Consider the following 16199-nt stretch of genomic DNA (forward strand, 5'->3'; position numbering starts at 1 on the left):
AGATCATGATCAATATGTAGATAATTTATTGGAAGATTACAAATTAAATCATAGTGAAGTGAATTTACTGGTTTACTTATATAAGGATGGTGATGGGATTAATCAGAGTAAATTAAAGGATAATTTAGCTGTAGATAAAGCTACTATTTCTCGGGCTATTAATTCGCTGATTGATAAGAAATATTTAAAAAAGAAAAGTTCGCCTGAGGATGGTCGAGTAAATTTAATCTACTTAACTGAAAAAGCTAATGCAGTCCAGGAAGAAATAAATAGAATTTATCAGCAGTGGTTCCAAATTTTCATTGATGAAATTGGAGAAAGAGAGGCAAAAAGAGTCTTAGATAATATAGAAAAAATGTATTATATAGTTAAAAATAGAGATAATTAATTTTTGTCATTTATAATTTTTGTTTTTGCACAGGAGGCCAAATAATGAAAAAAATATTAAAACACGACAGACTAATAATTACTATAATTGCAATAATAACTTTATTTTTTGCTTTTCAGCTGCCGAAGATTGAAATTGATAATGATATTTCGACTTTTTTACCGGATAGTAATAAGTCGGTTATTGTAAATAATAAAATGGAAGATATTTTTGGATCAAGTGAAAATATGATAGTGGCTGTAAAAGTTAGAAATGGAAATATATTTACTTCAAAAAATATCAAACTGATTGATCAAATGACTGAAGAATTAGAAGCGATTAAAAATGTCGATGAAGTTACATCTTTTAGTAATTCTGACTATATTGAGGGAACTTCTGAAGGGATGGTTGTTGAAGAGCTGGTAAAAGAAATCCCGGAGAGTGAATCTGAAATAACAGATTTTAAATCAAGATTATTATCCTGGGATTTTTATAAAAATAATCTTTATTCTAATAATTTTAAAGCAACACAGCTATTAGTTAGTTTAAAAGATGGTATTTCTGCTGAACAGGAAGATAATCTTTATTATGATATAAAAGAAATTACTAATAAATATGAGCAGGAAAATTTAACAACCTATATTGCTGGCACATCTGCAATTAATGTACTTCTCGGCGATAAGATGATTGAAGACGTTAAATATTCGATCCCTTTTATAATCTTAATATTATTTCTTGCTTTATTTTTGTTTTTTAGAAAAATTTTACCTGTTATCTTAATAATGCTGACAGTTAGTATTAGTACGATCTGGTCAGTAGGATTAATGGCAATGCTGGGAATTAAAATGACACTTGTTTCTACTGTCATACCGGTTTTGCTGCTGGCGGTTGGCAGTGCCTATGGTATTCATATTTTGAGTCATTATTATGATTATCTTGCAGCGGAAAAAGGAAAAATAAGTCTTCAAAGGCGCCAGGAAATTGTGATGAAGACTGTAGACAGTATGGGAAAACCTGTTTTACTTGCAGGTTTAACAACTGTAGCCGGTTTTGGTTCGCTGGCTACAAGTAAGATAGTTCCAATTAAGAATTTTGGTTTATTTACTGCTCTTGGTATTTTAGTAGCTTTTATAATAGCAATTTTAATGATTCCGTCTTTATTGCTGGTTATTAACAGAAGAAATAATAATTCTAATGATAGAAATTATTCTGAGGTAAAACACTTTGAAAAGCTAATTATAAAACTGCATAATTTTTATTCACAAAAAAGTATCAGTTTACTTCTAATAATTTTTCTGATAGTTATTGTTTCACTGGTTGGAATGGATAAAATAATTATTGATAGCCCTTTAATTAATATGTTTAAAGAAAATACAGAAATTCGTCAGGCAGATAAATTTATTAATAATAATTTTGCTGGCTCATCAATTTTAACTGTTCTGGTGGAAGGAAATGAAAAAGGTAGTTTAACTGATCCTGAAATTTTAAAATCGATGGAAGAAATGCAGAATTATTTAATGGCAAATAATCAGGAAGTTGGTAAAGCTTCTTCAATTAGTACTTTTATTAAAAGAATGAACAGAGTTATGCATTATCCTTCAACTGCAGCTGAGAATAATCAGGAAGCTGCTGGCACAGAAAAGCAGGATCAACAAAATTCTGATGGAGAAAGTTCCAGTTTTTATAAGGGATCTGATAATAATGCTGAGTCTGGCACTTCAAGCTTTTACAGCAACTCAGAAAAAGAAAGCTCAGCTGGTACTTCAAGCTTCTACAGTGAGTCAGAAAACAGTTCTGAAACTAGCAGCTCGAGTTTTTACAAAGAGGATCAGAGTAAACAGTCAGAACAGAATAATTCTGAGGCTGTGATTGAAAATAAAGGTCCTGATACAAAAAATAATTTAAGTGAGTATGAATTAGTCTCACTTTTAAACAATGCTTTAGCGGAAGCTGATAGTCTTAATCTAAGTTCAGAAGAATTTGTTGGCCTAATAAATAAGAAATTAAATTATAAAGGGGCCAAATATAATGAAATACCCTATGATTTAAGCAAATATCCGGTTCAGAACAGGCAGGGTTTAAAAAATCTTGTTTCTCAGTATTTGCTTTTATATTCAGGTAGTCTGGATGATATGATTAATGATCAGCTGGAACCTGATAAGGCTAGAATGCTGATTCAATTAAATAATTCCAGTAATATTGTTACTGCTAGAATAAAACAGGATATTTTAGATTATGGTAAGGAAAACTTTCCAGAAAACTATAATCTTTCAGTAGCCGGGTATGCTAATATGTCTCTGGCAGCAAATGAGTTAATTATAGGAAGTCAGATAAATAGTATAATAGTTTCCTTTATAATTGTCTTTATAATTGTTGCTCTTGCTTATAGATCCATAATTGCAGGTATTTATGGTGTTATACCGCTGGCATTTTCTCTGTTAATTAACTTTGCTTTGATGGGATATACAGGTATAAAATTAGATATCGGTACAGCAATGGTTGCTTCTGTGGCTATAGGTATTGGAGTAGATTACACTATTCATTTTCTGGATAAATATCACGAAAATAGATTAAAAACTGATGATTTACATCAGGTAACTAGAAACACACTTATCAGTACCGGTAAGGCAATAATCTTTAATGCTTTATCAGTTGCTGCTGGATTTTTAGTCTTATTATTTTCCAATTTCTATCCTCTGGTATATTTAGGATTATTAATTGCAGTGACTATGTTTACTTCATCACTGGCTTCTATGACTATTTTACCATTGATATTAAAAATATTTAAACCCAAGTTTATTTCAAAAAAATTATAAGCCAAAGCAAAATCAAAGGAGGAATTAAAAATGAAAAAATTAAAAAGTAATATTTTAATAACAACTATTCTGCTTGTATTTATTATAAGTGGTAGTGTGATGGCAATGAGCGGTAGAGAGGTAATGGAAAAAGTTGATCAAAGGAATACAGGTGAGAGCAGACATGCACTAATGGGAATGGATCTAATTGATAAAAATGGTGAAGTTAGTCCCCGAGTAATTGAAGTCTGGTCAGAAAAATATGGTAATCCAGCTGATGATCTTGACAAAACAGTAATGGTTTTTCATGAGCCTTCCTCTGTCAAAAACACTCGTTTTTTACAGGTGCAGAACACGGAAGCTGACGATGATCAGTGGATTTATTTACCGGCTCTGGGTAGAGTAAGACGTATTTCAGCTTCTCAGGGTGGAGATTCCTTTATGGGGTCAGATTTCAGCTATGATGATATGAAATCCAGAGAGATTGATAATTTTACTTATAAAATTCTCAAGGAGGAAGTATTGGGAGATTACGAGACTTATGTTGTTGAAGCAACTCCTAAAAACCCTGAAGATGAACAGTATAAAAAAACAGTTTCCTGGATTACAAAAAAACATTTTATCCCGGTCAAGGTAGAAATGTATGATAAAAAGACTGGAGAACTGTTTAAAAGAATGACAGTTGAACAAAATATAGAAAAAGTGAATGGTATCTGGTCTATTTTTTCAACCACAATGGAAAATTTAGAGAGTGGTCACAGCACAAGATTGTATATTAAAAGTAGAAATAATAATTATCTCTTAGAATATAACAAAGATATAGCTGACAGCATGTTTACTCAGCAGTTCTTAAAAACTGGCAGATAAAAAGGAATGATTTTTCCTTTATATTTTAACTTTTCCTCACCTTTGTTTTACTAACTACATTTTCCGGGGGAGGGAGGTGAGGAAAGTTTTAATTAATCAGTATTTTTTACAATAAACTTAATTGGATACAGAGGTGAAATTATGTTAACAAATATTAAAAAGATTACATTTATTTTATTAATAATTATCGTTCTTTCCTCAACAGCAGTAATTGCCTTTGATGATGGTAGTTTTTACGCTGAACAAAAAGAGACAGCAACAACAATTATTGGCGATTTAAAACCTGAAATTAGAGTTTTTGATGATGGAGATTTAGAAAGAAATTTAAGTGGTAACCTTGATATAAGTTATCCTGGCAATAAACACAGTTTTCAACTTATAACTGATTTTCAGATTGGGGCTGCTAAAGAAATTGAATTTAACGAATTAAACTATCAGTATTTTGGCAATAAATACAGTTTATTGCTGGGAAAACACAGAGTAATCTGGGGCAAAGGAGATCAACTTCATGTTTTAGATAATATAAATCCGGAAGACTTAAGTGATTTTTATAACCCTGATTATAAAGATCGTCAGATTGGGGAAGAAATGATTAAAATTGATAGATATTTTAGAAATGGCAATGCCAATCTTGAGTTTATCTACACGCCAGATTTTGAGGGGCACCGGCTGGCAGAAGATCCTGATAGTCCACTCGGCAACTGGATAATCAATCCTTTTGCTGATAAGATTTCAATCTCTGCACTTAAGTCAGCTACTAACTACAGTGAAACAGAAATTATTAGGCAGGTAGAAGCTGCAGTTAAAGAGGAAGAGCAGCAGTTTGGTCTGCGCTTTACTGATACCAGAGGTGGTACAGATTATGGCTTCAGCTACTACCACGGATATTTAAGAGAACCAAGTTATGATCCTGCGGCATTTAATACAGGTTCAAATCCATTTACAAATAACCCGGCGCAAAATAGAGATATATTTAGTCAGCTACTGGATGCTGCTGATCTTCACTATGATCAGGTTGATGTTTTTGGTTTTGAAATGGCCCGAGTGATTGCCAGTATTAATAGTCGCTTTGAACTGGCATATTATAATACAGATGACAGTTCAGGTAATGATCCAACAATTAGAAATAATAAAGTTGCCTGGGTTATTGGTGGAGACAGAGATCTACCAATCAGTAATTTAAATCTAAATATTCAATTTACAGGTGAGAAAATTTTAGATGACAGCCAGATTGAGGCCAATAATGCTGCAGATTTACAGTATAATCAAGATGGAGATTATTTGACAAATAGAGCTGTAGTTAAACTGGAAGACAGCTATCAAAATGAAAAAATAATACCTCAAATCACCTGGGTTTATAACTTAAGTGATCATGATTATTCTCTGGAAAATGCAGTAGAATATGAGTTAAAACAGGATTTGGTAATGAAATTTTCTCATAAAATATTTAATGGAGATCAAAATACTGATTTTGGTCAGTTTGATGATAATGATTTCAGTTCAATTTCTTTACATTATAGTTTTTAATTAAAAAGTTAAGTTTTAATTCCCTATAGTTAATTAAAAAGGCTAAAATTTCTGCCTAAATGGAGTAATTTTAGCCTCATAGTATTTAATCAAGAAAAATTATTGATAAAAGAATTTTCAGAAGTGTAAAGTAGTTGACATTTAGCAACTGGCTGGGTATAATAGTTTTGTGAACTTTTTACAAATAATTTTAATAAAGTTGAATAGCAGGAGGTGAATGTTTAAATGGCTCATGTAATTGCAGATGGTTGTATTATGTGTGGTGCCTGTGCACCAGAATGCCCTGTAGAATGTATCAGTGAAGGTGATACAAAATATGAAATTGATGCTGACGAATGCATCGACTGTGCAGCCTGTGTATCTGTTTGTCCAGTAGATGTTATCAGCCAGGCATAAGTTTATAAATTTTTGAAAAAACCGGGGGTATTCTCCGGTCTTTTTCATTTTAAAAAATCAAAATTTTAATTTTATTTAAAAAAGAAGCTAGAAATTAAGCAGGATTTAATTCTCTTTTAGAGAAATATACATAAAGGTAGATTATAACTATTAAATTAAGGAGATGAGCTTTGGATGCGGGAATTAAAGAAAATTGATCCGGAAATAGCAGAAATTATTTCAGAAGAAGAGAAGAGACAGGCTCAAAATATTGAATTAATTGCTTCAGAGAATTTTGTTAGTTCTGCTGTGATGGAGGCAGCTGGTTCTGTTTTAACAAACAAATATGCAGAAGGTTATCCTCATAAAAGATATTATGGTGGCTGTGAGGTAATTGATAAGGCAGAAGAACTGGCGATAAAAAGAGCAAAAGAATTATTTGGTGCTGAACATGCTAATGTACAGCCTCATTCTGGTTCACAGGCAAATCAGGCAGTTTATTTTTCTCAGGTTCCAAAAGGTGGCACAATACTGGCAATGGATCTTACTCACGGTGGCCATTTAACCCACGGTAGTCCTGTTAATATGTCAGGTAAGTATTATGATTTTATTCACTATGGTGTAACCAGAGAAAAAGAAATTATTGATTATGATCAGGTAAGAGCTCTTGCTGAAAAACATCAACCTGATTTAATTGTAGCCGGTGCCAGTGCCTATCCCAGAGTCATTAACTTTAAAACATTTAAAGAAATTGCCGATTCGGTTGGCGCATTATTTATGGTGGATATGGCCCATATTGCCGGTTTAATAGCAGCTGGATTACATCCCAACCCAGTAGAAACTGCAGACTTTGTTACAACCACTACTCATAAAACTTTAAGAGGAACCAGGGGTGGTATGATTCTCTGCAAGGAAAAATATGCAAAAGATATTGATAAAGCAATTTTCCCTGGACTGCAGGGAGGTCCGCTGATGCATATTATTGCTGCTAAAGCAGTTTCTTTTAAAGAAGCACTGACAGATGATTTTATGGAATATCAGCAGCAAATTATAGATAATGCACATACACTGGCAGAAGAATTAAAGGGTTATGGAATGAGACTGGTTTCTGGCGGCACAGATAATCATATGATGCTGGTTGATTTAAATAATATGGAAATCACGGGTAAAGAAGCAGAAGAAGCCTTAGATAAAGTTGGAATTACAGTAAATAAAAACACAATTCCATTTGAGACCAAAAGTCCTTTTGTTACCAGTGGAATTAGAATTGGAACCCCGGCAGTTACAACTAGGGGTATGAAAGAAAAAGATATGAAAAAAATCGCAGAATTTATCTTTGATGCTTTAAAAAATCTTGAAAATGAAGACAAATTAAAAGAAATGAAAAAAGAGGTTCATGCTTTTTCTGCTCAGTTTATGGAGTAGATTATATATAAGCTAATAATTAATGGGCCGGGGAAACCCGGTCATTTTTTTAGAATATAAGAATATAAGAAAAGGTGATATTATGGATATTAAAATGATAGTATTTGATCTGGATGGAACTTTACTGGATATTGATCATCAGCTGCATAATAAAACAATTGAGGCAGTTAAAATGATTAGAAATAAGGGGATTAGAACTCTGGTTGCAACCGGTAGAATGTATTGTTCTGCTAAACCACATACTGATAAACTGGAGATTGTAGATCCTATAATTACATATAATGGTGCGCTGGTGGTTGATCCTTCAACCCAGAAAGAGATTTTCCACGCCCCAATACCTTTCGAAATTGCTAAAAAAATCACAAAAATGGTTGTCGAAAACAATTATCATCTGCAGCTATATATTGATGATAAGCTCTATGTGGCAGAGGAAAATAAATTTACAGATCGTTACGAAGAGATTTCTGGAATTAAAGCCAATGCTGTTGGTCGTCTGGATGATTTTCTTGAGGCTGAACCTACCAAAATGTTAATAATCGAAGAGGATGAAGATAAGCAGGTTGAGATTAATCATTTTTTAAATGAAAATTTTGCTGAAGAGATTGAACTTTCTTCGTCCTATCCCTCTTTTATTGAAATAACAAAAAAAGATATGTCTAAAGCAGTTCCGGTTAAGAAACTGGCAGCAGATTTCAATATTAAACAGGAAGAAATTATGGCTTTTGGAGATGGTTTAAATGATCTTAAAATGATCGAATGGGTAGGTAAAGGTGTGGCTATGCAGAATGCACATCCCGAATTGCAGGAACATGCTGATGATACTGCACCAGATCACGATGAGCTGGGAATAGCTCGCTATTTAAAACAACATTTTAAACTTGATCTTGATTTAAATAATTAGGCTGCTCCTTAGATTATGCATTTTCCAACTATTTATGTTATAATTTAAGATAGTGATTAACTTTAATATTGGTTGCAATTTGGAGGGATTTATTTGGAAATTTTTTCGATTTTAAAATCAACATTTAAAGATTTTTATGAAGACTTATTTAAACTGGTATTGCTTAGTGTGGCCTGGTTTGTAATAAGTTCAGTACTTTTATTTGCTGTTTTTATTGGGCTGACCAGTGGCTGGTATTTAATACTTTTGTTACCCTTAGTTTTTTTGGGACCAGTATTTTTGACTTCACTTTATGGGACCAGTCAGATTTTAGAAGAGGGAAGTATTGCTCTTAAAGCACTTTTTTCATATTTTAAAAATAATTTTTGGCGTGGATTTTTAGTTTTTTTAATCTCGGTTATTTTATATATAATTTTTGTGGTTGATCTACGCTTCTTTTTGTTAAAAGGACAGGAAAATATATGGCTTTTGGCTTTTGCTTTTTTATTTGCCTATTTATTGATCTATTTTTCAATTTATCAGGCTTATTTATGGGGACTTTTAATTATTCAGGGTGAGAGACCATTAAAGGACATTTTTAAAAATGCAGTAATTCTCAGTCTGGATAACATTATATTTTCACTGCTCTGGTTTCTGGCAATTTTCTTAATTAGTGTAATTTTATTTGTTACAGGTATTGGTCTGCCAGCTGGATTTATTGGGATTATTGGTATTCTGATTCTTCAGGGAACAAAAGAAATGCTGGCAAAATATTAAAATATAAATTTAAGCTATAAATTGAGAGGGGAATAATTAATGAAAGAATATTATTTGGGTCTTGATCTTGGTGGAACAAAAATTTTAACAGGTCTTGCTGATAGTGAAGGAAAGATAATTACTAGATCACGCAGAGATACAGAAGCTGATTTAGGTGAAGATAAAATAATAGAAAATATGATAGCAACTATAGAGGATGTATTAGAAGAGTCAGATGTTAGCAAAGATCAGATTATAACTCTGGGTATTGGCAGTCCGGGCCCGCTTGATTCGAAAAAAGGGATTATAATTGAAAATGCAAACCTCCCCTGGAAAAATGTGCCTCTGGTTGAAAGAATGGAGTCGGCGCTGGGGATTAAAACCCTACTGCAGAATGATGCTAATGCTGCTGCTCTGGGTGAAAAATGGTTTGGAGCAGGGAGAAATGTTGAAAATATGGTCTACATAACTATCTCTACCGGTATAGGTGGGGGAGCTATTATTAATAAAGAGTTATTTACAGGGGTTAATGATAATGCCTGTGAAATTGGACATACAGTTATTGATCCTAATGGTCCACTCTGTGGCTGTGGAAACCACGGTTGTCTGGAAGCTTTTTCTTCTGGTACATCGATCGGTAAGAGAGCTAAAGAAGCAGCGGCAGCTGGTGAGAGCAAAGAAATGCTGGAACTGGCAGATAATATAGTTGAAGATATTGATGCAGTAATCTGTGCCCAGGCTGCTTATCAGGGAGATCAGGTGGCTAGAGATATCTTTAAAAATGCAGGTTATCATCTTGGAATTGGACTCGGTAATGTTGTAAATACTTTTAATACAGAGATGATAATTCTCGGTGGTGGAGTTATGAAGGCTTCCGATTTATTTTTAGATGAAGCAATAAAGACTATGGAGGATATTGCTCTGGCGGGTTCTCTGGAGATGGTTACAGTTAAGGAAGCTGAACTTGGATCTGATATTGGTTTGATGGGAGCTATAGCTGTAGCAATGGAAGATAGGTTAGTAAAAAATGATTGATGAAGATAAAGTATTAGTTCTTGATATTTTTAATCGTTTTGATCTTGAAATTAAAGCCGGACGCTCTGGCATTAAAAGAGAGGTTAAAGTAAGTGATATTAAGAGACCAGGAATTGAGCTTGCAGGTTTCTGGAAGCACTTTGTCCCCGAGCGGGTTAATTTGATAGGAAGAACCGAATTGTCTTTTTTGCGGGGGCTTGATGAAAAAATATTAAAAAAAAGAATTGAAGAATATGTAGACTATAATCCAGTCTGTATTATAGTTGCCAGAGGAGAGCATATTCCCGATTATTTACTGGAAAAAGCAAATCAAAATGGTATTCCAGTTCTTTCCACAGAAATTTCGACAACCAGATTTAGCAGTATGCTTTTAAACTATCTGGAAGAAAAATTGGCGCCTGTTAAGGTTATTCATGGTGTCTTAGTAGATATTTATGGTATTGGTGTTTTAATTAGAGGCCAGAGCGGAATTGGTAAAAGTGAGACTGCTATCGAACTGGTTAAAAGAGGACATCGTCTGGTTGCTGATGATATTATTGAAATTAAAAAAATTGGTGAGCTGCGACTTAGTGGTACTGCTCCCAGTAATTCGCGCTACTTTCTTGAAATGAGAGGTATTGGTATTATAAATGTAAAAACTCTGTTTGGGGCTGGAGCAGTAAAACATGACTCTCCAATTAATTTAACCATTAAATTAGAAAAATGGGAAGAGGGAGAGGAATATGAAAGACTTGGTATTGACAGTCGTAAAACAGAAATTATGGATCTTGAAATTGATGAAATAGTGATTCCAGTCAAACCAGGGAGAAATCTGGCTCTAGTTTTAGAGGTTGCAGCTATGAATTATAGAATGAAATCAATGGGCTATAATGCTGCAGTTGATTTTACAGAGAATATAATGAAAAGATAAAGAATGCTTCTGGCAGAGGTGTAAAAATGGTTTTAAAAAAAATCAAAGATAAGAGAAAAAAACTAATCATATTATTCATTATCTGTCTTTTTATTTTTACTGCAGCAGTTAACGCAGAAAATTATAATGTAATATTTAATCATCTCGATGCCGCTGGCGATGACTATGGGCCGGGAAATTATCTTTATCCTCAGAATCATATATTTCAAAACAAAGGTAATCTTTTTGATCTTCAGTCGATGACTATTTTTGAATCTAAAAGCGAATATAAAATTCGCTTTTCTTTTTCTAATTTAACTGATCCCTGGGGGGCAAAATACGGTTTTTCTTTACCATTATTAGAAATATACATAGATAATAATTCTACTGGCAGTAATCAACTTTTTCACAGTGGGGCTGGTGTTAGTTTTGATCCTGATTTTAACTGGAATAAATTTATTAAAATTAGCGGCTGGTGGATAAGAGCTTTTAATCCGGACAGTCAGAAAGAAAATCTTTTAAATATAAACGAGTTATCTCTTAATGAGCCAGGAGTAAATAATAATTTTAGTTTAAATAAGAAAGATAATGATATTTTTTTGATACTGCCAAAAAGCGAAATAAAATCACTGGATAACAGCAAGATAGTTGTTATGGTAGGAAGTTTTGATCCATTTGGTTATGATCATTTTCGTTCACTATCAAAAAGCAAAAGTTACTGGCAGATTTATTCTGGAAATGAGATACCTCTGACTAAAGCACCCAGAGTTCTTGATATACTGGTTCCCGGGGGGAGTAGTCAAAAAGAGATATTAAAGGGTGAATTACCAGCAATACCATATCTTGAGATTGATACTGATATTGCTGCTGTTGAGCCGACAATAATAGATTATTTAAAACCGATCAATAAAATTTCTGTTTCCATTCTTTTGTTTTACATATTTTTATTAATTTTTGTAATTTATAGGTTTAAATATCATAATTAAATTTAAATTTTTAAGAGGTGAAATAATGACAGCCGAGCCAATGAATTATGCCAGGAAAATCTTAAAAAAGGTATCTCGAAGTTTTGCTTTAACAATCCCTATGCTTGATGATCAAATAAAAGATGAGGTTCTTCTGGCCTATCTGCAGGATAGGATACTTGATAATTTTGAAGATGAAATTTATCCTCCCGATCTTAAATTACAGAAGGATCTGATGGATCGAGTCAGCAGAATTTTTTCGCCGGTAGTTTATGACCGCAGTTCTGATTTTGAAATTATTAAAAAAAACAGCAGCTTAATTGAGGATTCATCACTGCAGGAATTAACCAGAAATATTGATTTAGTCTATCAGGGTTATCAGAGTTTAGAACCTAAAATTCAGCAGGTTTCTCACAAATGGCTGCAGGAAATGAATCAGGGAATGCAAAAATACTTAAAAAAAGAAGTCGAAACCTTTGCCGAATTAGATGAATACTGTTATTATGTTGCAGGTACAGTTGGTGGTTTTTTGACTGAAACTATAATTTATAAATTTGAGATTGATCAACAGAACCAGAAGCTTCTAATGGATAATTTTAATCAGGCGGGGCTTTTTCTGCAGAAAGTAAATTTGATTAGAGATATTAGAGAAGATTTAGAAAGTAGAGATAAGCATTTTTGGCCGCTCAAAGATTTGGGGATTAGTGAGGCAGAACTGGCAGATCCAGAATGTAGGGAGCAGGCTATGCAGGCTCTGGAGCAGATGCTTTTAGATTTAAAAAACCATATTCCGGCTTTAAAAAAATATTATCAGGCACTGCCGGAGGAGCTTAAAGGCTATAAAAAGTTTTTTGCAGTTAATAATGCCCTTGGGCTTGCAACTCTAGATAAGCTGAATAATAATCCGGAAGTATTTTATGGAGATAAACCTGTTAAAACTTCTAAATTGACTTTTTTAAATATTATGCGGTCTCCTGAAAAATATTTTTTTAAGCATGCAGCTCGGATAAAGGATTAGCTGCTTTGATTTATTTTGCTGAGAAAGGAGAAAAAATGTAATGGATTTTTTACTGATTACTGGTATGTCTGGAGCGGGAAAGTCTCTTGCCTTAAATTATTTTGAGGATAGGGGATATTTCTGTGTGGATAACCTTCCGCCAGCTTTAATTTCCAAATTTGCGGAATTATGTCTGCAGTCTGATCTGGATAAGATTGCTCTGGTTAGTGATATTAGAGGGCGAGAATTTTTTACCGAATTATTCGAAGAACTGGCTAAGATAGAGGATATGAATTTAAATTATAATATTCTTTTTCTGGAGGCTTCTGATGATGTTTTAATTAGAAGATATAAAGAGAGTAGAAGACGTCATCCTCTGGATGAAGAGGGAAGAATTCTGGATGCTATTGAAAGAGAAAGAAAAATGTTAGAAGAACTCCGGGGTAGAGCAACAAAGATTATTGATACCGGGGAATTGAAGAGTTCAGAATTACAGGAGGAATTAAATCAATTATTTTTGGGAGAAGAAGATAAAAATTTACTACATTTAAGTTTAATATCTTTTGGTTTTAAATATGGAATACCACGCGATGCAGATTTAGTAATGGATGTAAGATTTTTGCCCAACCCTTATTATGTTGAGTCTTTAAGAGAGCAAACGGGTAATGATCAGGAAGTTCAGAATTATGTTTTAAAATGGCCATTAACAGATAAGTTTTACAGTAAATTTTTTGATTTAATTGATTTTTTACTACCTGAATATAAAAAAGAGGGAAAGAGTCATCTTTCGATTGCAATTGGCTGTACTGGTGGCAAGCACCGCTCAGTTACTACAGTTAATAAGTTAGCGGAATTTTTAAAGGATAAAGATTTTAATATAAATATTGAACATCGGGATATCGAAAAATAAGGAAGTGTAATTATGAACCTGCCAAAATGGTTTTTTCCCGGTCTGGGTGTTAAGCGGTGGTTTTTAGTTATTATATTTGCATTTATTTTAATTAGTATTGGAATAACTCCTTTATTTGGTTTTGACATAAGTGTCTATGTTACAAATCAGCTGCTTTTAATGCTCAACAATATATTTGGTCATCAGGCCGGTTTTGTGCTTAAATTGACTGCTTTGTTTATGATTTTAAGTGGGATTAGTTTGACTTATTATTCTCTGCTAAAAATCAAATCAGAATTTAATACCCATATAACTCCTAATGGAGAAATTCTTGATTTATTATATGAAAAAAGAAGGTCAAATAAGGGACCAGAAATTGTTGCTTTTGGTGGTGGTACCGGTTTATCAAATCTCCTGCGGGGCCTGAAAAAAAATAGTGACAATCTGACAGCAGTCGTCACAGTGGCTGATGATGGTGGTAGTTCAGGTCGTTTAAGAGATGAAATGGGTATTTTACCACCTGGAGATATTCGTAACTGCCTGGTTGCACTGGCTGATAGAGAACCTTTAATGGAGAAATTATTTCAACACCGCTTTGAATCTGAAGGTGGGCTTGAAGGTCACAGCTTTGGTAATTTATATATTGCTGCTATGACTGAGGTTTTAGGAGATTTTGAGGAAGCAGTTAGAGCTTCCAGCAAAGTTCTGGCTATTAGGGGTAAAGTTCTACCTGCTACTAACGAAGATATTAAATTGGGGGCAGTTTATCACGATCAGGAAGAAAGAATGGGCGAATCTGCTATTCCAGTCTATGATAAAGAAATCAATAAAGTTTTTTTGTATCCTGAAAATGCAAGTACTACTCCAGAAGTAAAAGAGTCAATCCAAAAAGCAGATGTAATAGTGATTGGCCCGGGTAGTCTTTATACCAGTATTTTGCCCAATTTGCTGGTGAAAGGAATTACAGAAGAAATTAAAAATAGTAGTGCCTTAAAACTATATATCTGTAATGTGATGACTCAGCCTGGAGAAACCGATGGTTATACAGCAGCTGATCATGCTCGAGCAATCATTGATCACTGTGGTAGTGGAGTTTTTGACTATATTGTTGTCAACAATCGTCAGGGTACAGCTAAACTGAGAAAGAAATATGAAGCAGAAGGTGCTTACCCAGTTAAGATAGATCATCAGCAGTTAGAGAAACTGGGAGTAAAGGTTATTGAAGCTGATCTTTTAAAAAAAGACAGCTATCTGCGACATGATCCGGATGCACTGGCAGAACTTATTTATGATTTAAATAAGAAATATAATTAACAACAGGAGATTACAAACTAATTTTATTAATTAAGATTTAAAAGGTGATAAAAATGTCTTTTACTGATCAGGTTAAGGAAGAATTAACACATAAAGATAAATATGATTACTCTGAGCAGCTGGCCGAACTGGCGGCTCTAATCAGGATAGATGGATCGATTCAAATCTCAAATAAACATCTGGCTGTTAAGATTACTCTTTATCATGGTAATTTAGCCCGCAGAATTTATTCCCTGATTAAGGAGCGGTTTGGTTTCAGTATCGAGATCAGAGTCAGACAGGATAAAAGATTTAATTTAAGCCATAGTTACGATATTATTGTTACACCACAGCCAGGTGTGAGAGAATTTCTACTGGAACTGGGATTTCTAACCCCGGATAATAGTTTAGTTTTTCATATTAAAGATGAATATTTGAATTCTCGCCAATTATCTCAGGCTTATTTACGCGGTTTATTTTTAGGTGGGGGATCAGTTAATAAACCTCAGAGCGAATATCACCTTGAATTTCGCTGTGAGCGTGAAAGTGTAGCTGAAGATTTGAAAATTTTACTGGCTAAATTTGAATTAGAGGCTCATCAGACTCAACACAAGGGTTATCATGTAATTTATTTTAAGAGCTATGCTGAAGTAGTTAAGGTTTTAAATATTATTGGAGCTCATCAGGCAATGCTTAAAATGGAAAATGATCATATTGTTAAAGAGTTAAAAAATGATGTTAATCGGCGGGTGAATTTTGAAACTGCAAATTTAGAGAAATCTGTTTCTGCAGCTATGGATCAGCTGGAGTATATAGATATTATAGAGCGCAAAGAAGGGTTGGAGTCATTGAGCCCCGGTCTGCAGGAAATGGCTGAGGTTAGAAGAGGAAATCCTTATGCCTCTTTAAAAGAGCTGGGTGAAATTTTAGATCTCAGTAAATCGGGAGTTAATCATCGTTTGCGAAGAATTAAAAAAATTGCCCAAAATTTAACTTGAAATTATCTCAGGAGATGATATAATACATTTGGAAGTTAAAAATAAATCAAACTTGCTGCTGATTTAAAAATCAGCTTTGTTTTTGGCTGTATCGGGACAATTATGTTCCATTTGGACAAAAACGTTCCAGCTCGGAGGTTA

At 33.5% G+C, this 16199-nt stretch carries 15 protein-coding genes; all 15 read left to right on the top strand.

Translation table 11 applies throughout. The features are described from left to right. On the top strand, positions 1-388 hold a 388-nt coding region (locus CI949_RS01110), incomplete at its 5' end, for a MarR family winged helix-turn-helix transcriptional regulator (protein WP_290762305.1). A gap of 44 nt (positions 389-432) precedes the next feature. Then, a complete protein-coding gene (locus CI949_RS01115) occupies positions 433-3183 on the top strand; it encodes an RND family transporter (protein ID WP_114489413.1) in 2751 nt (916 codons plus the stop codon). Between the two features lie 30 nt (positions 3184-3213). After that, entirely contained in the window at positions 3214-4029 is an 816-nt protein-coding gene (locus tag CI949_RS01120; protein ID WP_076544409.1) for an outer membrane lipoprotein-sorting protein, read from the top strand. 141 nt (positions 4030-4170) lie between these two features. Then, positions 4171-5556 carry a hypothetical protein gene (locus tag CI949_RS01125; RefSeq protein ID WP_076544408.1) on the top strand — a complete coding sequence of 462 codons (1386 nt, stop codon included), beginning with the start codon at positions 4171-4173 and terminating at the stop codon, positions 5554-5556. A 225-nt stretch (positions 5557-5781) separates the two neighbouring features. Beyond that, entirely contained in the window at positions 5782-5952 is a 171-nt protein-coding gene (locus CI949_RS01130; protein WP_076544407.1) for a DUF362 domain-containing protein, read from the top strand. A 174-nt stretch (positions 5953-6126) separates the two neighbouring features. Further along, the gene (glyA, locus tag CI949_RS01135; RefSeq protein WP_076544406.1) at positions 6127-7356 is read left to right on the top strand and encodes a serine hydroxymethyltransferase; all 1230 of its coding nucleotides are present in this window, start codon (positions 6127-6129) and stop codon (positions 7354-7356) included. An 82-nt stretch (positions 7357-7438) separates the two neighbouring features. Beyond that, positions 7439-8257 carry a Cof-type HAD-IIB family hydrolase gene (locus CI949_RS01140; RefSeq protein ID WP_076544480.1) on the top strand — a complete coding sequence of 273 codons (819 nt, stop codon included), beginning with the start codon at positions 7439-7441 and terminating at the stop codon, positions 8255-8257. Positions 8258-8350: 93 nt separating this feature from the next. Next, positions 8351-9013: a hypothetical protein gene (locus tag CI949_RS01145; protein ID WP_076544405.1), complete on the top strand. Its 663-nt coding sequence runs from the start codon at positions 8351-8353 to the stop codon at positions 9011-9013. Between the two features lie 39 nt (positions 9014-9052). Further along, positions 9053-10027: an ROK family protein gene (locus CI949_RS01150; protein ID WP_076544404.1), complete on the top strand. Its 975-nt coding sequence runs from the start codon at positions 9053-9055 to the stop codon at positions 10025-10027. Further along, positions 10020-10937 carry an HPr(Ser) kinase/phosphatase gene (gene hprK / locus CI949_RS01155; protein ID WP_076544403.1) on the top strand — a complete coding sequence of 306 codons (918 nt, stop codon included), beginning with the start codon at positions 10020-10022 and terminating at the stop codon, positions 10935-10937. Before CI949_RS01150 ends, hprK begins: the two co-directional genes overlap by 8 nt. 26 nt (positions 10938-10963) lie before the next feature. Continuing rightward, positions 10964-11902, top strand: coding sequence for a glucodextranase DOMON-like domain-containing protein (locus CI949_RS01160; protein WP_114489412.1), 939 nt, complete (start codon positions 10964-10966; stop codon positions 11900-11902). 25 nt (positions 11903-11927) lie between these two features. Continuing rightward, positions 11928-12899, top strand: a complete 972-nt coding sequence (locus CI949_RS01165; RefSeq protein ID WP_114489411.1) for a squalene/phytoene synthase family protein — start codon at positions 11928-11930, stop codon at positions 12897-12899. Between the two features lie 40 nt (positions 12900-12939). Beyond that, positions 12940-13788 carry an RNase adapter RapZ gene (gene rapZ, locus CI949_RS01170; RefSeq protein WP_076544400.1) on the top strand — a complete coding sequence of 283 codons (849 nt, stop codon included), beginning with the start codon at positions 12940-12942 and terminating at the stop codon, positions 13786-13788. A gap of 12 nt (positions 13789-13800) precedes the next feature. After that, complete coding sequence (locus tag CI949_RS01175) at positions 13801-15081, top strand: gluconeogenesis factor YvcK family protein (protein WP_076544399.1); 1281 nt, start codon at positions 13801-13803, stop codon at positions 15079-15081. A gap of 53 nt (positions 15082-15134) precedes the next feature. Then, positions 15135-16058 carry a DNA-binding protein WhiA gene (whiA, locus tag CI949_RS01180; protein ID WP_290762319.1) on the top strand — a complete coding sequence of 308 codons (924 nt, stop codon included), beginning with the start codon at positions 15135-15137 and terminating at the stop codon, positions 16056-16058. Positions 16059-16199 lie beyond the last annotated feature (141 nt).

Source organism: Halanaerobium sp., from assembly GCF_003070835.1.

Coding starts and splice junctions, on each gene's coding strand:
- CI949_RS01115 (WP_114489413.1), top strand. CDS start 433: ATGAAAAAAATATTAAAACACGACAGACTAATAATTACTATAATTGCA.
- CI949_RS01120 (WP_076544409.1), top strand. CDS start 3,214: ATGAAAAAATTAAAAAGTAATATTTTAATAACAACTATTCTGCTTGTA.
- CI949_RS01125 (WP_076544408.1), top strand. CDS start 4,171: ATGTTAACAAATATTAAAAAGATTACATTTATTTTATTAATAATTATC.
- CI949_RS01130 (WP_076544407.1), top strand. CDS start 5,782: ATGGCTCATGTAATTGCAGATGGTTGTATTATGTGTGGTGCCTGTGCA.
- glyA (WP_076544406.1), top strand. CDS start 6,127: ATGCGGGAATTAAAGAAAATTGATCCGGAAATAGCAGAAATTATTTCA.
- CI949_RS01140 (WP_076544480.1), top strand. CDS start 7,439: ATGGATATTAAAATGATAGTATTTGATCTGGATGGAACTTTACTGGAT.
- CI949_RS01150 (WP_076544404.1), top strand. CDS start 9,053: ATGAAAGAATATTATTTGGGTCTTGATCTTGGTGGAACAAAAATTTTA.
- hprK (WP_076544403.1), top strand. CDS start 10,020: ATGATTGATGAAGATAAAGTATTAGTTCTTGATATTTTTAATCGTTTT.
- CI949_RS01160 (WP_114489412.1), top strand. CDS start 10,964: ATGGTTTTAAAAAAAATCAAAGATAAGAGAAAAAAACTAATCATATTA.
- CI949_RS01165 (WP_114489411.1), top strand. CDS start 11,928: ATGACAGCCGAGCCAATGAATTATGCCAGGAAAATCTTAAAAAAGGTA.
- rapZ (WP_076544400.1), top strand. CDS start 12,940: ATGGATTTTTTACTGATTACTGGTATGTCTGGAGCGGGAAAGTCTCTT.
- CI949_RS01175 (WP_076544399.1), top strand. CDS start 13,801: ATGAACCTGCCAAAATGGTTTTTTCCCGGTCTGGGTGTTAAGCGGTGG.
- whiA (WP_290762319.1), top strand. CDS start 15,135: ATGTCTTTTACTGATCAGGTTAAGGAAGAATTAACACATAAAGATAAA.